Genomic DNA, 21546 nt, shown 5'->3' with positions numbered 1-21546 from the left:
AAAATGACCTACATTAAGCTTTCAATCTGTTTTTGAATCTCATTCTTAACAGATTGAAGCACCACTCGATCATCATCCATGAACTTTCTTAAATGAAGACGTTTCTGCTTATTAAGGTAGCCATAACGTGACAGCTTCTCCACAAGCTTTGCACTCCACGCACTAATATCCTTACCAAGATTGTGGATTTCATTTTCTAACTTTAACTCAGTACTCGTTAATTTAGTCTTATCAAGTTCATAATTAGATAGAACTATACTTTGTAGAAGTGGCCCAATATTTCGAGCATATCTTTGTTGAAATTCCTTATGAGCAAGCCAACCACTTTTTTGACTCAAAGACAGACGATAATGAATGGACATCGATGAAATTAGAGACTCAAGTGTTCTAAGCTTTTCTCGAATTGTACTTATGGCCTTTCTCTTTGCTGTTTTGCGCTTTTTTTCAATTTTTGCAATCTGCTCCAAGTAAGCTTGCCTCGACTCAGGAACAAGAAAAACTTTCTTTTCTAGAACTTCTCGAATCGTTCCCATTCCCAATTTATTCTTAATATTGTCTGTGACAGATAAGAATTCATAAATGAACGTTACATTATATGAACCAGGGGTGAATTCACGGCCCTCTTCAAAGACAAGGTCCTTAAATTCAATAAGCCCACCCTCTCCAATATTATGGGCCTTAATCAAAATTTCAGATCCATCTAAAAGATCGGGTTTGCGATGAAGAATTAATTCAACACTCACTGGTTTTTTAAAAGGAAGCCTAGCATAAATAGTGGACATCTCTTTATTAACAAAGAGGTGTACATCGCCATCTTTAACAGGCCTTTTCATCTCATTTAGAGTTGTCACCGAAATATTTTGGACCTCAACCTTCTTTAACTTTGTCGAGCCAGCTGCAAAGTAAATACTAGCAATGAGTGTCACTGCTATAAAGAAAGTGGCAATAACTGTTGTGTATATCGGAAATTTACTAGGAAAAATTTCAATATCAGCTAAATCTGATTCTTCCTCTGGCACTTCTTTTAGCTCCACTGGCTCTCTGGCAGGAATATCGGGAGTTTCAGTTGAGGCCTTTACGTCATTTATTGGTATCTCAGGAAGTTGGCCATCTTCTTTTAGAACCTGAGTTTCATAATAAGACTGAGCTTCTTGGCGGGCCAATTGAATTACAGCAAAGACAGGTTTCCAATTCTTTGCCCCTTTGCGCCAACAAAGTTGATAAGACTTAATTAGACCTTTATCATAAAAGTCGATAATATCTTGAGCTGTAAATGGTCCTTTATTTTTACCGGACTGATTAATATACCAATTTTTTTGCATAGTTGTAGTTTAAAGGAAGATACATGGGGTGGAAAGAGGTAGATGAGAATTTGGCAAAAAGAAAATCACAATCAATAGCGAATGTGATGTCTAAAGAGGCCAATGATTCACAAAATTCAATTCTAATTAGTGCAAATGATCTTGGGGTCGTAAGAAATGGTGGTCGCCGCGGAGCAGCTTTAGGCCCTCGTGTTCTAATCTCTCAATTACAAAAATTCGCAAATCATCAGAAGATAAAAAATATTTCTTTAATTGATATTACAGATCAAAGTGAAGATGACTTCAACCAAATGCAAAAGAACTCAATTAATGAGATCAGCAAAATAAAGTCACAGAAAATTATTCATTTAGGTGGAGGACACGACCATATCTATCCTCTTGTTTCAGGACTGAAGTTCAACAACCCATTAATCATTAATATCGATGCTCACTTGGATACACGAGATGATGAAATCCATCACTCAGGAACTCCCTTTAGACAATTGGCAAATGAAAACAAAATAAAGCTGCTCCAAATTGGTATCCACGAATATGCTAACGTTTCTCAAAACTACCAAGGCATAGAAATGGATGTCATCGATACGAAAACCCTTAAACAAAAATCGAATCTCTTTAGAGACGTATCTTTCTTAAATGAAGTTTATGAAAAGCACGATGGCGATATTGTTTTTAGTATCGATGCTGACGCTATTGCTGGTTGTGATATGCAAAGTGTGAGTGCAGTAAACCATGATGGTATTCCATTTGAATTTCTAAGAATGCTAGTTGGCCAATACCAAGAATATACAAAAGATAGAAAACAGATAATGGGTATTTATGAATACAATCCACTCTTTGATGAATTATCTGCAAAAGATGCCAGAAGCCTTGCCTCTCTCATTTACGATTACTTAATTTGAAAATAAAGAGATCGTTTTATCTAAGGCCGTTTGTTCATCTTTAATGGTGATTTTCTTCTGCGTAATTTCCCATTTGGGACTTGCAACTTTCTTTCCTTGTTCTGACTTATACTCCCAAGGATAGTCCCCAATAAATTGCATAGTTTTCTTATCAAAAATTACGGCATAGTAAATATTTACAATATTAAATGTTCCCGCTGCTCCTGTATAATAAATGACAAGCTCATAATTTTTACCAACGTCTTTTGTCTCGACAATTTTACTCTTACCAGTTCTCTTTGTAATTTTTGCTTTGATTTTCTTAGAGTTCTTATAGTGAAGCCAGTAGTCTCCATTATTGTTTTTAATAGACCAGTCACTTACATCAGCAAAAGCTGCGCAATTTATTAAGAATGTGAGTGTAATGATTAATTTTCTCATAAGCGAAACGGCGTCCTTACTGTCCAATGCCAATCATCACCACCTGTGATTCTTCCATCGGTATCAATTGGTTTATAAAAAATATGCCTCTGTCTTTTCCAGTGACGAGCAATTTTTCTGCGATCGCTACTGTTATTCTCGTTATACATTGGATTTGCTTGTCTTAGAGAATCTCCATTAACTTGCACATTCAACTCCCAATTATCTTGGTTGGCCCTAAAGCCATCGCCCCATGCACTGTCACTCGGCAGCATCCAATTAGCGTGGTAATGATAAACGTGGTTCACTTCTGGATCAGGTTCAAACTCAGCTGTTTGAAACTGCATATAAGCATCAATAGCTGAACCAAATTGTTGATTTCGCCCAGGGTACATCATCTGTTTCCAATTATCTTCACCTTGGTTGTACATAGAAAACTGCCAAGGATCCAGAGCAATATCCAGCGCATTGGCTCTGGTGATTCTCCCCCTTCTCGCATCATCCTCAATGACATTACGAACACGGTTATCAATCACTTTCATAATCATCATCATTTCTTCCGGATGGCTACTTTCTTCAGTCTGTATATCACGTGCAAGAATTCCGGCCTCACCTTGAGAGGTGAAAACCATTGCAGCAAAGTGCTGCTCTTGTGGCCTAAGATAACGATACATATTTCTAAAGACCTGCCCCCTGTTCTTAACAGAGCCTTGGCGAGTAATTGAATTTTGAATACTTCGAATACAGCGTGTTAGTTTTGATTTTGTGACATCATCACCAGATGAAAAACTTTGACGATTGGCCAACACCTCGCAACCAGGCTTCCACTCCTGATTACTAATAACTGCTGTACTTGGTTCTTGAAAGAAGTCTCCTGCGTTAACACCTTCCCTCTCCTCTCCTTCACAAGGAGCATTAGGAGGCTCTCCTGCCGTACTGATCGTTTGTTGAAGCTTAAGAGCATTATAAGCAGTTGCAGTATCAAGTGCTGACTTAAGATACTTCTTAGTTACTAAGAACTCTTTTGGATTTTCCACACCATCAACTTCAAGCATAACTTTATAGGCCCAACTATTTTGGCCGACAATTCTAACTTTTATTGATTTATTATCGTTACTACTAGGAGCTTCAATACGATGTGAATATCCAGAGCTTGGATCGTAAATATCAAACGAACGAACAACATCAAATTGAATCTCTGAAATATCTTCAGAAGACAAGTCAATTGCTAGAAGATTAGAATTAACGAGCACAAACCATAACGCAAATAAATAAAACCTCTTCATCAACTTCCCCTACGCACCAATACGTCAACAATGATGATAACACGATGTAGTACAAAGAGTGAAAAAGAGGCTAAAATTGCTTGGATTACGAAGTTTTGCTAACAAAAATAGTGGGCAGCAGATCTATTTCAGCTGCTCACCATCAGTTAGAGCATGCTTTAAAAAGTAAACTAAATCGCTTTTTTGAGAGTTACTGATCTGAATATCACCATTTTTAAAGATTGGATGAGCAGCATCCTTCTTCTTAAAAAGCATATATGGATTTGTCTCAACAAATAGAATTTTATCAAAATTCTTTTTAAATGAATTAATTACCCAAGAGCTATCGTAATGATCTAAGGCCTTAATCCCAGCACGGTAGTGCTCAACAACTTCTTCTAAGGATCCGTAGGCTCCGGAATGAAAATAAGGGGCAGTTAAGGCAATATTTCTAAGAGGTGGAATTCTAAATCGATAGCGGTCATATTCACGGCCAGTAACGAGAAACCTTCCCTCATCATTTTTGCGTGGATCATTCTTACCTGGGCCAATTTGTGGAGTTGCAACTGCAGCAAATCCACGCCCCCCCAAAAGAGTTCCAACATGACAGGCCACACAGCTTCCTGATTCCATAAAAACGAGGGCACCACGCTTGGCCTTTTGATTTAATGCACTCTTATCTCCTCTTAGATAATTATCCCAAGGAGTATTGTAAACAGCAAATTCATGGGTTTCAAAATGGGCAATGGCCTGTGCAAAATGACCAATATTTAATTCGTCTTTTGGAATAGCCGGGTAAGCTTCTTTAAAGAGCTTGCGATATTTAGGCATGGCCAAAAGCCTACGCATGACAATTTTCCAAACCGCCTCTTCATTTGGAGCATTGGCAATATCGTTACTTCCTTTCTTTCCACGCATCTCTTCATGTGAAGTAATTGGAAACAGGGCCTGTGCGGCCAGTGCACTACCTAGGTTTTCCGTAATATCCCATCTTTCAGGGTAGTCACCATTTAAGGCTTCAACAGGAGTCGTATAAACATCCCAATCTTTACGATAATGAACTCGTCCATCCCAAAACATATGCTCCATATTCTCATCACCGAGATTATAAAGAGGCTGAGAATTACGAGGGATCACATGGCCCTTACCGATTAAGCGCTGATCACCTTGCCACTTTCCACCTTCACCTATCCCGACAGGTAATTTATCACCACTACCAAACTCAGGCATATGGCAATCGGCACAAGTAATATTGCGATTTCCAGAAATCTCTTTCTCATTGAAGAGTTCTTTTCCTAATTTATAAAGCTCTACCTTCTTTCCCGTCGGCTTTTCAACGGCCTTTAAAAAGAAGCGCTCTGTGTAGCGTTTAAGCTTGATATCAAGTTGGTCTGCATGGCCGAAGCTCGCCACAAGACTCAGTGTGAGGATTAGAATTACTTTCATTGTGTGTGTCCCAAAATTGTGTGCCGGGAAATATTAGAAAGAAAAGTTTGATGAGTCAAACACTTTTAGGTACGCGGTTCCTAAAATGACTTAAGGGACCGCGTACCTAAAAGATTATAAAGTTTCTAGTGGGCCAAAGAATTCGATGAATATCTTAGTTGGATCAACACCTAGCTCTAGAAGATGTTTTTTCATCATGGCCATAAACGCACTCGGCCCGCAAATATAGAAATTGGAACTTAAATCAAAGCTTCTCTTCTCAAGGAAGTCTTTGGTGATAAACCCCTCATATTCATTATCGGCCAGCTCTTCACTGCTATTTTCATAAAAGTACAATGGTGCAAAGCACTCATATTTTTCACTTAAATCTGATAGTTCATTTTTAAATGCCTGAACCGATCGACTCTTATTAGCATGAATAAAGTCAACTCTAGGCTCGCCTTCTATAAGAGCAGCTTTTACCATACTTAAAAGAGGTGTAATCCCAATACCGCCAGCGAGAAAGACACTACCATTCTCAGACTTCTTATAAGTAAAATCTCCAACAGGAGCTGCAACTTCTAACACATCCCCTACACTTAGTTTGGAATGTAAATAATTGGACACATATCCATCAGGATTTCCCTCTTCTTTTTTAACACTTATTCGAAGAAGATCTTTAGTTGGATAATCTGATAAGCTGTAATTTCTCATTGTCGTTATTCCATCAAATGGAACTCTTACTGTGATATATTGGCCTGCCACAAAGCCTGGAAGCTTTGTATTATCAACAGGCTTTAAATAAAATGAAGTAATAACCTCACTCTCCTTAACTTTCTTTTCAATCTTAAATTCCTTAAAACCCTCATAAGCTTGTTCTTTATAAATAGCTTTTTCAGCATCTATTAAAATATCGGCCAAAAAGAAATATGCTTCTTTCCATGCATTAATAATTTCATCAGTGGCTGCATCTCCTAACACATCCTTAATTGATGCAAGAAGATTAACTCCTACAATTGGATAGTGCTCTGGCTCAACTTTTAAAGCTGCATGCTTATTTGTAATTAAAGATACTGCATCTCCAAGGGCCTCGAGATTATCAATATTTTTAGCATACGCACAAATTGCTCCTGCTAATGCTTCTTGCTGACTACCTCTGTTCTGATGCGCACGATTAAAATAGGGAAGGACCTCTGGGTTATTCTCAAACATCTTTTGATAAAAATGCCTTGTTAGCAATACACCATTCTCTTCTAATACAGGTGCTGTTGATTTTACAATTTCAATAGTTTGTGTAGATAGCATACCAACTCCTAATCTTTTCTGCTTAAATATGTATTTCAAATACATATTTATAACACAAAGAACAAGCTAGCAATAAAAACATGTATTTTTAATATATATTTATAAAAAACAATAGATTTCAGATAGATATATGCTAATAAAGAAGTATGAAATTAACTTCATATACTGACTATTCCCTCAGAGTTTTAATATTCTTAAGCCTAAACCACGAGCGCTTATGTACCTCTAGCGAGATATCAGAAACGTATATGATCTCAAGAAACCATCTTGCAAAAATCATTCACCAGCTCTCACGCCTAGGCCTTATTGAAAGCTACAAAGGGGCCAGTGGCGGCATAAAACTAGCAAAAGAACCAAAAGAAATTAATATTGGTCTATTGATTAAAGAAATTGAATCTGACTTTAATATTGTCGACTGCTTTATTGGCGACAGAAGTAAGTCACCATGTCGACTCACCCCTCACTGTAAACTAAAGTCCATAATGAATGAGTCCTTATCTTTATTTATCCAGAACTTAGAAAAGTACACTCTTGAAGACATCGTTGAAAATCGAGAAGAATTACTTTCGCTTTTCTAAAGAACACTTATATGAAGAAGTTTACGATCGCTTACTTCACTTCGTGAAGTGTCGCTATTGGGGTGGTACTTACGTAAGGAGTTTGTGTAGATTGCATAAAACCCTCTCTTTTTAAAATTAAATCAGTATGTCAGTGAGAAGTTGAATCAGAAGCGGAATGCATCATCATTGCAAAAAGAAATAATTTAGTTTTCGAAGTTGGTTCACCTGGCCTCCCATCCGGGTCGGCCATGCGTTGCTTTTGCATTATTTTGCCATCGTGGCAAATGCTGCAAACAAAAAAGCCGGATCATTGATCCGGCTTCTTAAAGAGAGACATTTTGACGGAGTGAAAAAATCCTTTTTTCTGCTCCAACACACACACGCTTATATATAAGCAAGGCCTGTGCCAACTTTTTCATCTCGATGACGCATAGAAAAGGTATTGAAATTTTATAAAACAAGAGAATGCGTGTGTCATATTTATGACTGACGCATGAAGACAAGGCGTTACTTAATTGACTTTAAAAAACGAGACAATTTCATCATTCCAATATCACAGGCCTCTGTTTCATCTTCGGCACCAAAGACTTGATCAACATACTTAAATATTTTTTTCGTCTCTTTATACACTATCGCGATCTCAGCATTGAAACCTTTGTTAGTTCTATTAACTTCAATCTGTCCAAGGAGATTGTCATTATTTTGTAAAGTTACATAAAATTCTTTCGGATAGTCATATTGTTTCATATACTTGATTTAAACAATTCAAAGGAGAAAGACAATGAAATTCATAGTTGCTGGATTACTATTTTCTAGCATGACGTTTGCAAACTGTTATGAATACAATAATTCAAATACAGCAGTAAAATGGACGGCATATAAAACGGCCAAAAAAGCCGGTGTTGGTGGGGCCTTCAAAAAGTTTGAAATTAAAACTCAAAAGAAGCAAGGTTCAATAAAAGAGCTAGTTAAAGGTGCTCGTTTCACAATCGATGTAAACTCTGTTCACACAAAAGATGCATCACGTGATGCTAAGATTGAAAGATTCTTCTTTAAAGATATGAAAATCTCAGGTGTTGTTAATAAAATCGATAGCAATTACTTATATGTGGATATGACTCTTGCTGGAAAAACAATGAAAGTTCCTATGAAGTATGACATTGAAGATGGTGAGCTTGAAGCTGAAGGAATCATTGATGTTCTTGACTTCGCCCTTGGAGAAAACCTAGCGGCAATCAACAAGGCCTGCTATGCACTTCACGAAGGTAAAACTTGGAGTGATGTTCAAATTGAAATTGAATCAAAATTTTCAAAGTGTAATTAATAATATTTGGGCCAGATTTCGGTTTGGCCCAATTTAATCTTCATAATTGTCGAGAAAGTTTACATCGAATACAAGATAACTTTTGAACATTATCAATAATTCTATTCCTCATTTTGATTAAAATTCGAAACCTCCTCATAATAGCACGACCGATGGTTAGCTATTTTTCTTACAGGAGGCAATTTGAAAAAATTAACGACACTTATTTTTTCACTGATTATTCAATTAACCTATGCTCAGGTTAATGAGATTACATTAGATGAACCACAAGCATCTTTTTTTAATCTTTCAAACTTCAAGATTCTCTATCTTAATTCAACCTATACAGAAATGAATGCACGTAATCGAGACGCTATCTATATGGATCACCTCGTCTACTTTCGTTACGATATAGCCAAGAATCAAAACATACGCTGGGTACCTGTTTACTCAAATACCTTCTCTCAAAAAAATCAGAAATCTTACCAAGGCGAATACGCTTATTGCTCTCTTCGTTATTACATCAATAATATTTTAACTGAAGATAAACACGGGCTTAGCCTCCACTTCCAAAATCGAAATTATATCTTTGATGGAGAGGATCGTAATAGAGGCTATGATAGTTATCATCGTGGATATTTTTTTCTTTCAAAGAATACAGACAATTTCACATTTGAATTAAATACGTATGCACAGATCTATAATCGAAATGGACGAGACCCAAATACGAATACATGGCGTACAATGTGTGGAACGTTTGCCTATTATAATTTTAACGACAACAGGGGACTAGGCCTTGGAAGTGAATGGTATACTGATCATCGAGATGGTAAGAAGAAGATTGGGGACGATCGCATGGTTCTCTACCTTCCTTATTTAAGATACAACAAAGGCAAAGGCTTTGTTGAACTATATGCAACTTATACGGCCGCCAAGTCAGGAGATGGAGATCACAGTATTATTATTGATGACTTTCATGAGAATGGATCATTAACTCTAGATATTGGTTACTATATCTTATAAATCTTAACACAATCTCAACTTTGCTATGTCTGTATAAGTTGATACTTTATGTCCAACACGAAAGATAACTTAAAAGAACAATAAATCTCTCCTCTTTCTTACAGCACAGAGTAATAAAGTTTAGAGTACACACTCGCGGCAGGCCCCTGAACCTGCCGCGATTCCAATTTTCCTTACTCAATAAGAAAAACTTACACATTAACACAATCCTAACTTTCCACTACCAATAAACATTGCTAGAAAGACTCATAATTCAATTTAGGAGAGAAAAATGAAGGCATTAATTGCAATTTTAATGACAGTATCAGTAATTGCTAACACTTACGTTCTAACGGACTCAGTTTCAGCAAAGACTGACGGTTCATACCAACCACTAACTGAAATCACTGTTGAGAATCTAACTCTTAACAATGCCGATATTTACGAAAGAAAAGCATATATCAGCGCGGTAATTAACGGTGAAAAAAGAGAGCTTGTTGCTAAAATCAATGATCGTCTTTATACAGGTTCAAAAGTTAACTACCTACTTGGTGGTGAACTTGATGGAAAGGTTCTTTCAAGAGGTGCTTGTGATGAATACGAAGCATTTTCTTACCGTTACAAAATGGTAATCTCTGAAGACAAAGAAACAAGAGCACAAGAGCTTAAGTTAACAAAACTTTCTCTCTACCACAGCTACTCTTGGGATCAGTGTCACGACAGAACACTAGTTTTAGAGTTTCCTTACTCACAAAAATAATTCCCATATGAAAGCGGCCCAAAGTGGCCGTTTTTTTTGCGATGGACGAATCCGTAAAAAACTTAATCTGAAATTGAATTGAAGTAACTGATTCGTTAAAGCTTGCTGTGGATGCTAGCGCAAGACAAGGGAAGGCGTAGTTTGCTACGCCGGTCCGCTCTCGGCTCCTGCCTTCGCGGACATACTGTCCATCGTGGACATAACCGAAGTCAGGCGCAGCAGACGTCTTGCTCAATTCGACAACTTACCCATTGCTCCAGAGACAACAAAGCCGGGCTTGAACCCGGCTTGTTGAAATAGATTTTTAGCTAAAGATTGGGGAGCTAGCGCCGCAAACAATAGCCCGCCTTTGGGCGGCCAATTTTGCGGAGCGCTTAGAAGAAGCCACCGCCCCATTTTCCGCCTTTCTTGCGTGGTTTCTTTTTCTTACCACCAAGTCCAGGCATTCCAGGCATCCCGTCCATTCCTGGCATACCAGGCATCCCCGGCATCGCTCCACCTTTCATCATCTTTGATAGTCCACCCATCATCTGCTCCATTTGCTTAAATTTAGCAATGAAGTCACGAACCTGAGCTTCAGTATTTCCTGAACCTTTTGCAATTCGCTTGATGTGAGAGTCTTTCATGATCTTATAATTGTCGCGCTCTTTCTTCGTCATCGAGTTGATGATAACGCGCATTCTCTTCATTTCATTTTCAGCAGGAGTCAGATCCCCTACTTGCTTAAGCATGCCACCCATACCAGGGATCATTTTCATGATTGATGCCATTGAACCTAAGTTCTTCATCATATCCATTTGCTTCATGAAATCATTTACAGAAAACTTCCCTTTCTCTAAACGCTTCATCATGCCTTCAGCATCATCTTTATCAATAGCAGCTTCAGCTTTTTCAACTAGCGTTAGAACATCACCCATATCAAGGATTCGTCCCGCAAGACGATCCGGGTGAAAGAGTTCAAGGTCTTTCATCTTCTCACCAGTTGAGATGAATTTAATTGGAACTCCTGTTACGTGCTTAATTGAAAGCGCGGCACCACCACGAGCATCAGAGTCCATTTTTGAAAGAACAACACCAGTAAGCCCTACAGCTTCATGGAAGCTCTTTGCAACATTTACTGCTTCTTGCCCAGTCATGGCATCTGCAACCATTAGAACTTCAGGATTTAGCCCTTCAAGTCCTTGGCGTACTTCTTTAATTTGCCCCATTAATTCTTCATCAACATGAAGACGTCCGGCCGTATCGATAATAACGATATCCTTACCGTTTTCTTTGGCAAATGCCATGGCATCAGCTGCGATATCTTTAGGGTGTTTTGAAAGGTCTGAATCAAACCAATCCATATTCATTGATTTTGCAAGAGTAATTAGCTGATCTTTGGCAGCAGGTCTAAATGTATCGGCAGGAACAAGAAGAACGTTCTTCTTCTCTTTCTTTGATAGGAAAAGTGAAAGCTTCCCAGAAAAAGTTGTTTTACCTTGACCGTTTAAACCAACGACTAAAATAGGAGTGATTCCACCTTCTACATAATTAAGCTCAGTGTTCTTATCACCCATTGTCTTTGCAAGTTCGTCGTGAACGATCTTAACAAATTGTTCTTCTGGATTAACACCTTTGATAACTTTTTCACCAAGAGCTTCTTCTTTAACATTATTAATGAAGTTCTTTACGACTTTAAAATTAACATCTGCTTCTAAAAGAGCTGTCTTAACAAGCTTTAATGTTTCTTCAATATTACTTTCAGAGATCTTTCCCTTACCTGAAATATTCTTAAACGCTTCTGAAAACTTATCACTTAAATTATCAAACATTCTAATTCCCTATTTATTTATATTATTCAAAATTATTTCTAAACATTCACTTGGATGAGTTGCCCAATAATCGGCAGTGTGCTCACCAAATCCATCTTTTGTAATCCCACTCTCCCAAAGAGCACCGATGGACTTTACACCAAAGCTCTTGGCCCCTTGTGTATCTGAGAAACTATCACCTATTAGCATAATCTTATCTTTAGGTGCGTCTTCAAGCATTTCGATAAGTCCCTGTGGATGAGGTTTAGGAGTTGTATCATCTAGACAACGAAGCTCCAAGAAGTGCTGCAACACATCCTGATCATCTAAAATTCTAAGAGTCGACCTACGATCACGTGCCGTCCATACGTAGAGCTGAAACTCTTGATTTAGTAGATCCAAGATTAGCTTCTTCATTCCTGCAAACAACTTATAATCATTACTTTGCTTAGAAGTAACTTCTTTCCAAGTGCTCATAAGCTTATTTCTTTGAATTTCACTTCCCACTGGGTCGAGTCCAAATTGATTTGCAGTATATACCATATCAGGGCCATACTTTTTACGGGCCTCTTCAATACTTACGTCACGCTGAAGAATAATACTCATAACTTCCGCGACAGCACTAATGACGGCCTCTTTTGATGAAACGAGAGTCCCATCACAATCAAACACAATATATCCTCTTGGATTTTCAAAAAACATCAGTAATTATTTCCAAATTATCGAAAAATGTTGACCTAATTCTAGCTACTTGCTAAATAATCGCATGGCCAATAATCGCACTTTTTCACCATCTCTTCAAGCTAAGATTGACACCTTGATGTCACGACGCCCAAAAGTCAAACTTGGGGATATTTCTTTTGATTCACCACTTCTACTTGCTCCAATGAGTAGTATTTGTACCGCTCCATATCGTTTATTGATGGAAGAGCTGGGTGCTGGTGGAACAGTTAGTGAGCTCGTTTCATGTCACGGCATCAATTATAAGAATGAAAAGACTGTTAAAATGCTAGAAATCCACCCAAGAGAGAAGAATATCGGTCTTCAACTCTTTGGTGAAGACGGCACGGCCATGGCAGAAGCGGCCAAAGTCGCACAAGAGCGCGAGCCAAAGTTCATCGATATTAACATGGGGTGTCCAGTTAGAAAGGTTGTTTCTAAAGGCGGTGGCTCTGCCCTTATGAAAGATACTTCTAAACTTGGTAAGTACTTTAATCAAATGAAGTCGGCCATTGAAGTTCCTCTAACAATTAAAATCAGAACTGGTTGGGATGATGATTCTATCAACGCCCAAGAAGTTATTCATATCGCAAAAGAAGAAGGTGTCGAATTTGTTGCTATTCATGGGCGAACACGTACACAGGCCTATAAGGGCCTTGCAAATTGGGATCTTCTAGAAAGTATTGCCCAGACTTCTCCTCTACCAATTATTGGAAACGGGGATCTTCACTCTTGGCAAATGACACAAAAGAGACTTATGGCAACTCGCTGTCAGGCCCTAATGCTTGGCCGAGGGCCTCTTAGAAATCCATTCATCTTCTTAGAAAGTTTTCTAAAAGAAGACGACGATATTCAATTTACTCCTAGTGACTACTTGGAAGTTATTGAAAGATTCCGCGATTATCTTGAAGAGTACACAGATCGTGAAAGAACTGTTCTGATAACTCTTAGAAAGAATATCGTATGGATGGCCGCTGGTTTTCCAAATGTAACTCACTTTAGAAATGCAATGTTTCAGACGCCAGATATTGAAGAAACAATGAACGTAACTCGTGAATATTTCGATGCCATTAAAGATGGCCACAAGAAGATCGACCATAATCAAGTCTTCATGGCCGGTGGTCACGGCTAAGTCTCTAATTTCTCTAGGCTTACTAAAGTTTTCTTATGTTTATAACGATAAGTCTCTTTGAGGGAGAATAGTTTAAACTTAAACTTTAGAAATCAGATGAGAAAACCATTTAAAGAATTCATTCGAGCTTTAATTATTGGAACATCACTTAGTTCCCTCTCTCTCAATGTATTTGCTGAATACTGTAGTGAACTGGAAATGGAAATTAAGTCGGTTCACGACAAGCAAAATGGAATGAAGGCAGATGAAAACAAGCCAAACTCTCCAACCTTGGCAGATTTAAAAGGTGCTCGAGACGCTCAAATGGCCCAAGTCATTGCGCTAAGATCGCTTAAGAACGTTCGCGATGAATATCTTAAATTCAAAGAAGAATCTCAAAGCCTTGATGTGGCCGAGTTATTTGATGACAATACCTTAGAGGCCTTATTTGCTCTTGAGGAGCATACACAGGCCGTAACAAAGTATGCAGTTATCCATTCAACAGTAGCAGCACTTGCAAAAAAGCAAGCCGACAGTATTGCTCAAAACTCAACGGAAGATAATCCTTTTGTAAAAATCTTCAACCATATTAAAAATGGTGACGGTAAGAACCTCTACTCCTATATGCGCTCAGCTTGTGATGATGCTAGTGAGGACGTAAAACAGGAATGTTCAGTCTTTAATGACTTTACTGAAAACTTCAAACTTGGTGATGGCCACGAAGAGATGGCCAAGAATACTATTAATAATTATGGTCAGATTTTGAAGAAGATTTATGCTGGTGTGGCGACACAAGAAGATGCAACATCTTTCTTTAAAGAGCATTTAAATGCACTTAAGACCGATCAATACAATGTTTCATTAGACAAGGCAGAAGATGGAAGTCCATCTCTATCCATCAGTAAGCCAAATAATACACTTTCACTGCTTAGTGAGAGCGATGAACTAAAGAACTATTATCAAAATACAATTGTAAAACTCTATGACTTAAATAAAGAGCATAATTCAGACAAGAATATATTTAGTTCTCCTGAAAGTAGTTTTGCTACTCAGTTTTTTACAAACTCAATTGAAGACCAATCATTCAATGACATTTCTTCCGCTTTAAATGAATTAAAAAAGTGTAAAGGTAAACTCGTAGATTGTGACGAGTCTATTGATACAGGAAAACTTGCAAGAGCTATTAACTCAGCAAACGAAAGTATAGGAAGTGGCAATAGTGTTTCAAACGTCACAATTTTTGCTAATGGTAGACGACAAGAAACGAAGAATAAGCTTCACGATATCCTAAAAAAGGGACTAGCAGAAACTGAAGCCTATAATAAAACAACAGGTACTAAAACTGACTTTAACGGTGAAGTTGCTAGTAAACTAAGTCAGCTTTGTCCGCAAAGCGTTTCTACGACAGATAGACTTATCTCTAATAATGAAATTTCAGATAAGGTATTTAAATGCCTTCAAGACGAACTTGACGACTCCTCTCTTGATGAGCTGATTAGTAAACAAGAAGAAGAATTAGCAAAGGCAGAAAAGGCCATTAGTGATTTATTTATAAGCCAACCAATGAAGGACCTGGAGATTATAAAATCAATTCTTACGAGAAGTTATAAGAATATATGTGAAGATCCACAGATTCATGAATTCCGTTGTCTACCACCTCTTCAAGGTGTTAATGAGAGTATTAAGACCTTGTCTATTATTGGTGACAATTTAGAAGAAGAGCTTATTGTTGAAGATTATTCTCGATATTATTATGGAGCTAAAGATACAAATGACTACCAAACTTCTAATCGTTACTTAGAAAAGTATTGTCCACAATCAGATAAAATCAATTGTAATGGAAATGAAGTTAGAAATGGTGATGTAACTGATCCTGATGAATTTCCGAAAGCTTGCCAATATTTACAAGTAAGAAGTTGTAACCAACAAAGCTTATCACTCTCAAAAGATAGCTTTAAACTTGATGATAATGAATATGTTGACTGGGATCCAATTTCAGAACGTTCTGTCGTTAGACGTCATCAACAGAGCTTTTGGCCTGGAGTTGCAATGTATGCAGCTGAACAATCTTATAAATTTATGGGACCAATGATTGCTACCCAACAATTAAGAGCACAACTACCGAGTGCTATATACACTGGAATGTATCAGGAACAACAAATAGCCTATCGAGAACAATACTATGACTGGTATATGGAAAAACTAGATCTAAGTGATGCCAATATGTTCGGATTTTGGGGTGGACCTTTTTACTCAAATAACTCCGTTGGACAGATCGATTTCGGCTATGGCTGGTAAAACACACAAATAATTGTCGACTGAAAAACTCGCACATTTAACTGACCTACTCACCTAACCAGTAATTCTAAGCACTTAACCCATCATTAGGTATTTCTTACCTTTCTTTTAATATCAATAAGTTATTATAAAGTTACCGGCGTAAAAGGGCGAAAAGTTAAGAGATAGGAAAGTGAAAATTAATGAAATTACGTGCACCTTTACTAACATTCCTTGCCGCAATCTTGCTACTAACCTCTTGTATGCAAGCGGCCAATAATCGACTCTCTGTCGATGGTGAAGATTCAGAACAAGAATCAACGAATAATATTATCGAAAATCCAACTGATGCCTCATGGTATGCAAAGAATCAATATATCCAAGGTCCAATTACCATTAACTCAACAGACACTGAGTCCATTTATCTGGTCGGTGGTGTTGTTAATAATTCAATTGTATCTTCAGAAAAAGTAAATTCAGCTTTTTGTCTTGTTGCTGATTTCGATGGTGCCGGGGAAGTTGTTTCAGGAAGTGTTGTAAAAAAACCTCAAGTTCGCCTAAAGGCAATTCCTATTAAATCTAGTAAATCACAAGAAGTAAGTATGCGAATCGAAATTGCAAATGCAATTGATAGTCAAGCCTTCTGTGGAGACGGAATTATTGGATATACAGGTTCAACAACTCATACTACATATCTAAATAATAAAATATCAGGTTCTTTAGCAGCTTATAGCTTAAATGATGTATGTCCTACATGTAACTCTAGCTTCCCTGCTCTTAACCTAAGATTTCATGAATCAGTGTACGGTACAGTAAATAGTGTACCTACTCTTGGCTCAATTGGTATTGATAACTTAAACCTAAATATTGATGTTAAAAACACAACCACTAATCCAGATACAAATAGCTGTACAAACTCTTCGTGCCAGCTACAAGGATATAACTGCTGTCTTAACGGCCAATGTGTTAACGACGGTGCAACAAGACCTAATATTGATGAAGACAGTCTTGAATACCAAACAGCATTAAATGAAATGCTAGAAAATCCAAATGCATTTAAGAGCTACCCTAACCTTTTCTATGTGTGTCCAATCAACACTGATCCAAGTGAAGATGATGAGACTGACACGGAAGATGAACTAGATAATGCAAATCAACAGCTACAAGCAGATATAAAAGACTATAAGTGTTTATTAGGAGAAACAGCTGAGTGTTCACCAGATCTCGACTCTGTAAGAGTAAAGATATGGGAAAAGTGTGGATGTCCACATGAGCCAACTTATGCTGGTGGAGAGCTGCAATTAGATGCCCGCTGTATTGATTACGGTTTAAAGGCCGGCAAGGATGCTAATGGCAATATCCTAAATATCACTTGTGATATTCCAGTAAACGAAAATGACGATGCTCCATTTCAAAACTTATCAGTTTTAGTATCGGCCAAAAGTGCACCTCACCGCTTCTTCTCTTTAGCGGGAGTGCCTTACGATAATTTATCAGAAGTTCCTGAAGGGACAAATCAGGAAGGAGATTATTTCTTCTATCTTGATGATGCAAATAAAGCAGGTCCAATTGAAACAACTTATTCAATGAATGCAGTCCTTGGCCCGATGACTCTTGATCTCCAACAAGCTCAACCAGCTAAGGTTGTTGAAGTTGATGTTGATCAAGTTTATATCATTTCGGCTACAAGTGGATATTCAACTCCATGCCCATACTGTCAACAAGATGCTTGGCAAAAAGTTTTAAGTTCTCATCCTGAGTCTTCTAAAGGATATGGATTAACATGGCGTGGTTACACGACAGATCGTACAGCTATTGGAAGTAATACAACATTTGGTAATTATGAAGACACTATTTTTGGAAGGGCCTGCTGGGTTCCACCAACGATGCTTGCAAGCTCACATATTAGCTACTCAAATGCTGGAGTTCAAAGAAGAAACCGTCTTACGACTCAAGCAGCAATGTATGTTAATGGTTACCAAAGAGATTGGTATGGCTTTAATCAAGGAGCTCTAATTGGTTCTTTTGATGGTGTTTCTTGGTTTGCAGTCGGTGCAGGAAGACGAGTAAGATCGACAACAAATAAGCTCTTCTTAGCAATCAACGCACCATTTGCTGACCTTACTCAAAACAGTAATTTTACAGTCTCAGTTGTAGAAGACCTTGGTGGTCAAACAGCAGCTGATCACGACTACGACTTTTCTCTAGACCCAGATAGCGCTGCTCAAAACTTTGGAGCGAGTTGCCAGTATATGCACTCTTGTAACACTGATAGCGATTGTGTTGCAAAGCTAGGATGGGAATATGCATGTGGACAAATCACAGACGTAAAAACAAATTGGCCTAAATTTGATATTGATGCCTTTGAAAAAAATGACTACAGTCGTGAGGCCATTTCACTTTCAGCAATACTTGCAGGAAATATTAGTGGCGGACAAAATAACCGCTGTGTTTACCGCGGAGCAGGTTCTCCTTGTAAGCTTAATCCAAATGAAAATGTGAAGAAGACAAGTCAGTCAAAGCTACTAACTTGTGCTCCTAACTTCTATTGTGCGGCCCTTGACTCAGCAAGTTTTTCAAAAGAACTTATTCGCTCCCCTAATGAGCCAACTTCGATTCTATTTGGACAAGCTGCAAGCATTCTTGGTAGACCGATATCTTATACAAATCGAGCTGACGAGTTACCACAAGAAGTACAAAATGCAATTGCACAAAACTTATCAATTTACGCTGCAACTGGAAGCTACGAACCTTCAGAAGTTGGGCTTTGTATCCCAGGAAGATCAGCTGATACAGGAAATACAGGTGTTGAAGCATTTGAGCTAAGACACGAAAAACAAGATAACGATAATAGAACAGACTATATTTCTCAAATCGCTGCCTGTGATGAGACAGCATACCAAACAGGCAAAGTTAGAAGCTGTCCAGTATTTGATGAAGATGGTAATTATCTTAATGATGAGACACCAATAAGAAACCCTCTAGCGGTTAGACAAAATATGTGTAGTGCATCCTCTATTGACCCTGTGACAACTGAGTCAACATTCAAGTCAATAGAAGCTGGAAACTTAAGCTACGTATTAAATGTACAAAGTGAAACCCTTGCTGCTAACGCCTGTTTAAGACGAGCAGGAGCAATTTGTCATACTAACTTAGATTGTGGACCTAACCGTTTACATGCAGATGTAGCCAGAGGACTATCCCCTTCAAGCTTTGGAGGAACGATGGCCGAGCAGAAGTTCTGGGAAGAAGAGCTTGTTTGTGGACAAAGCCAAGAAGAGCCACTTCTTAATACGATTCTTGGAGCAAATTATTATAATTATGACATGTCTAAGAATCGATGCTGTCGTGAAGTAAGTAAGACTTTTACAATGTATACCGCAGTTGGCGCACGCTCAGACTTACCTGGTTACAACGTCGATAACGTGGCCTTAAACCCACTTAGAGATTCAATTTCAGATAATGATAAGACCGGACGCTACTCAAGATACTTGGCAGCTGAGTCATACTCGACAAATCCATCCATTCCATCTTTTGGCCTACCTTCAGCAAATGATACAAAAGTTATCAATGAAACAGGTCGTGCAAATTGTTGTGGTGGTGGATTTATAAGAAAGTTTGAAGATGGGACAAATAATTGGACAGTTGGTAATCGCCTAAATATTTCACCTTCTAAGTTAGCTTGTCTAAACTACTCAATGAGATCATGGGAAAAAGGATTTGATCCAACTAATCAAAATAATTGGCTAATGGAATACTCATATATGAGCTCACTTGGAGGCTATAGAACTTACCCAGACTCTCCAACGAACCTTTTTGACTGGCTACGTCCTGGAGACCCTGTAGGTGCCGTACAAGCAAATATTCAAAATGACTCAGAAACGCCACAAGCTCCAACAGAAATACCGGCAACTGGCCTATCTGGACGCATAAGCCTAAGCCCTGTCGATGCCGAAGGACAAATTAGTCTAGCAGCAAAAACAGTTTATGGTATGTATGAGCAATTAGGTGTTAGTGACACTTACAATGCTCCTTACCCTCCTGTTATTTTAAAGCCGTCAGGATTTAATAATCCTCAAGCTCCACTTGTTAGTGCTCCAAGTAGTGATAATGGATTTGCACCAGACAACCTTTATCTAGCAATTTATATTCCAGACTATGTGAATATAGCTTCTATTCGCAATGTCCTACTCCACTATACAGACGATACTGATGCTGCTGACTTTTCAGATATTAACTTTAGTAGCGATATGCTAAGAGGGCCACCTTCTGCAACAGCTCCAGCACCAGAAAACTATGGTGATGAAGTAACGTGTTCTTCTGTGAGTACTGCAGCAAACGACCTTCTCTTTACTGATAGTAATGATATCGACTCTGATGGAAATACTGGAGAGCCTAGTTACTGTATTATTCAGGACAACTTTAACTACTTATTCTTCTACGTAGGAAATCAGGCCACGCTAAATGGTTTCCAAAAAGGTTGGTTCTCTTTTGAATATGATTTGAAAGATGAGATCTTTGGTACGATTCCAGGAAATCAAGCCTATTACGAAGATATCTTTGAGAAATACGAACTTCTTGGCGTTCCTCAAATTGCTTACGAAGCAATTCGTTGTAACGATGAAAAAGCTAATCCGGCAGATGGGACATCAAATGTTGGTCGCTTGATTGAAGGTGTATATAATGATGCTGGACCAGATCCATTTACAGCAGATGCTATTCCAGGTACTCCAGCTGGTGTTGAGTCTAAGGTTTATTATAAGACAGATGGCTCAACGATTTCACTACCACAGATTTTCTCTGCGGATGAATTCAAATGCTGTTCTAAATTAGGCTCAAATGTAACCGATCCTAGTAATATGTGCTGTTCAGGTTTTGGAGTATTAAATAGTGATAATACTTACGAGTGTCGCCTCCCTAGTGGAACAGACCTAAACTTATATCTAAACCTCTTTATTTCGTCAGAAGGTATTGTGACTGATAATGAGAATATGTCTCTTACTCCAGACGAAACACATTATAACCTTGAAACTGGTTATCCAGATCACTCAAGTGAGACTGTAAGATCAAAGATTCAACAAATTGGTGAAAGATTCTGTCAATTAGGTACTGTGAGCAATGGTTCTGCTTTTGATAACTTCTACCCTCAACCAGCAGCTGGGTACTTTACAGAAGACACTCAACTAACAAGCTATAATACAATTGTAGACTCGATGGATGATCTAACGGCCACGTCAGCAAACTACACAGAATTCATTTCTGGTAAGCGCTGGAATCGCCACTTCTATTGTGATTAAATTTCACACAGTGTTCAATATTTAGACGGCCTTCTTAGCAATTAAAACAAATTTTCAATACCTTAGGCTTTATCCTTTTTGGCATAGCAATTGCTTTATTAATAGTATCTT

Annotated in this window: 16 protein-coding genes; 8 read left to right on the top strand and 8 right to left on the bottom strand. The window is 38.1% G+C overall.

The features are described 5' to 3' along the window. Positions 1–8: 8 nt before the first annotated feature. Positions 9–1322, bottom strand: coding sequence for a DUF4339 domain-containing protein (locus tag ACMAZI_RS06515; protein ID WP_412473521.1), 1314 nt, complete (start codon positions 1320–1322; stop codon positions 9–11). Positions 1323–1345: 23 nt separating this feature from the next. On the opposite strand from ACMAZI_RS06515, the gene ACMAZI_RS06510 reads away from it, so the two are divergent. Beyond that, the gene (locus ACMAZI_RS06510) at positions 1346–2221 is read left to right on the top strand and encodes an arginase family protein (protein WP_412473522.1); all 876 of its coding nucleotides are present in this window, start codon (positions 1346–1348) and stop codon (positions 2219–2221) included. Here ACMAZI_RS06510 and ACMAZI_RS06505 read toward each other — a convergent pair. From ACMAZI_RS06505 to hmpA, 4 genes are all read right to left on the bottom strand, one after another. Next, positions 2213–2641, bottom strand: a complete 429-nt coding sequence (locus ACMAZI_RS06505) for a hypothetical protein (protein ID WP_412473523.1) — start codon at positions 2639–2641, stop codon at positions 2213–2215. The two genes, ACMAZI_RS06510 and ACMAZI_RS06505, sit on opposite strands and share 9 nt — an antisense overlap. Next, on the bottom strand, positions 2638–3906 hold the full coding sequence (locus ACMAZI_RS06500) for a hypothetical protein (protein WP_120405057.1): 1269 nt from the start codon (positions 3904–3906) through the stop codon (positions 2638–2640). The genes ACMAZI_RS06505 and ACMAZI_RS06500 overlap by 4 nt, the downstream gene beginning before the upstream one ends. 123 nt (positions 3907–4029) lie before the next feature. Next, positions 4030–5331 (bottom strand): cytochrome-c peroxidase, encoded by a 1302-nt coding sequence (locus ACMAZI_RS06495; protein ID WP_412473524.1) that lies wholly within the window; start codon positions 5329–5331, stop codon positions 4030–4032. Positions 5332–5445: 114 nt separating this feature from the next. After that, positions 5446–6615 (bottom strand): NO-inducible flavohemoprotein, encoded by a 1170-nt coding sequence (hmpA, locus tag ACMAZI_RS06490; RefSeq protein WP_412473525.1) that lies wholly within the window; start codon positions 6613–6615, stop codon positions 5446–5448. 146 nt (positions 6616–6761) lie between these two features. Here hmpA and ACMAZI_RS06485 point away from each other — a divergent pair, with 146 nt between their 5' ends. Next, positions 6762–7193: an Rrf2 family transcriptional regulator gene (locus ACMAZI_RS06485; protein ID WP_115363468.1), complete on the top strand. Its 432-nt coding sequence runs from the start codon at positions 6762–6764 to the stop codon at positions 7191–7193. A gap of 489 nt (positions 7194–7682) precedes the next feature. Here ACMAZI_RS06485 and ACMAZI_RS06480 read toward each other — a convergent pair whose 3' ends face one another. Further along, the gene (locus ACMAZI_RS06480) at positions 7683–7922 is read right to left on the bottom strand and encodes a hypothetical protein (RefSeq protein ID WP_115363470.1); all 240 of its coding nucleotides are present in this window, start codon (positions 7920–7922) and stop codon (positions 7683–7685) included. A gap of 34 nt (positions 7923–7956) precedes the next feature. On the opposite strand from ACMAZI_RS06480, the gene ACMAZI_RS06475 reads away from it, so the two are divergent. The 3 genes from ACMAZI_RS06475 to ACMAZI_RS06465 all read left to right on the top strand — a co-directional run bounded on the left by ACMAZI_RS06475 (position 7957) and on the right by ACMAZI_RS06465 (position 10240). Beyond that, positions 7957–8499 carry a YceI family protein gene (locus ACMAZI_RS06475; RefSeq protein WP_115363472.1) on the top strand — a complete coding sequence of 181 codons (543 nt, stop codon included), beginning with the start codon at positions 7957–7959 and terminating at the stop codon, positions 8497–8499. A 183-nt stretch (positions 8500–8682) separates the two neighbouring features. Then, on the top strand, positions 8683–9501 hold the full coding sequence (locus tag ACMAZI_RS06470; RefSeq protein ID WP_412473526.1) for a hypothetical protein: 819 nt from the start codon (positions 8683–8685) through the stop codon (positions 9499–9501). Between the two features lie 271 nt (positions 9502–9772). After that, complete coding sequence (locus tag ACMAZI_RS06465) at positions 9773–10240, top strand: hypothetical protein (RefSeq protein WP_412473527.1); 468 nt, start codon at positions 9773–9775, stop codon at positions 10238–10240. A gap of 374 nt (positions 10241–10614) precedes the next feature. Here ACMAZI_RS06465 and ffh read toward each other — a convergent pair whose 3' ends face one another. Together ffh and ACMAZI_RS06455 are read right to left on the bottom strand one after the other, a co-directional pair. Then, positions 10615–12051, bottom strand: a complete 1437-nt coding sequence (gene ffh / locus ACMAZI_RS06460; protein WP_120405066.1) for a signal recognition particle protein — start codon at positions 12049–12051, stop codon at positions 10615–10617. Between the two features lie 9 nt (positions 12052–12060). Continuing rightward, positions 12061–12702: an HAD family hydrolase gene (locus ACMAZI_RS06455; RefSeq protein ID WP_158536917.1), complete on the bottom strand. Its 642-nt coding sequence runs from the start codon at positions 12700–12702 to the stop codon at positions 12061–12063. Positions 12703–12796: 94 nt separating this feature from the next. On the opposite strand from ACMAZI_RS06455, the gene ACMAZI_RS06450 reads away from it, so the two are divergent. From ACMAZI_RS06450 to ACMAZI_RS06440, 3 genes are all read left to right on the top strand, one after another. Further along, complete coding sequence (locus ACMAZI_RS06450) at positions 12797–13882, top strand: tRNA dihydrouridine synthase (RefSeq protein ID WP_120405067.1); 1086 nt, start codon at positions 12797–12799, stop codon at positions 13880–13882. A gap of 96 nt (positions 13883–13978) precedes the next feature. Next, complete coding sequence (locus tag ACMAZI_RS06445) at positions 13979–16159, top strand: hypothetical protein (protein ID WP_412473528.1); 2181 nt, start codon at positions 13979–13981, stop codon at positions 16157–16159. 182 nt (positions 16160–16341) lie between these two features. After that, positions 16342–21435, top strand: a complete 5094-nt coding sequence (locus tag ACMAZI_RS06440; RefSeq protein WP_412473529.1) for a hypothetical protein — start codon at positions 16342–16344, stop codon at positions 21433–21435. The last annotated feature ends 111 nt before the right edge of the window (positions 21436–21546 follow it).

Origin of the sequence: Halobacteriovorax sp. YZS-3-1, assembly GCF_047084945.1 — a bacterium.
GTDB lineage: Bacteria > Bdellovibrionota > Bacteriovoracia > Bacteriovoracales > Bacteriovoracaceae > Halobacteriovorax_A > Halobacteriovorax_A vibrionivorans.
The sequence above is the reverse complement of the archived record's forward strand: the minus strand, read 5'-3'. Positions and strand labels throughout refer to the sequence as shown.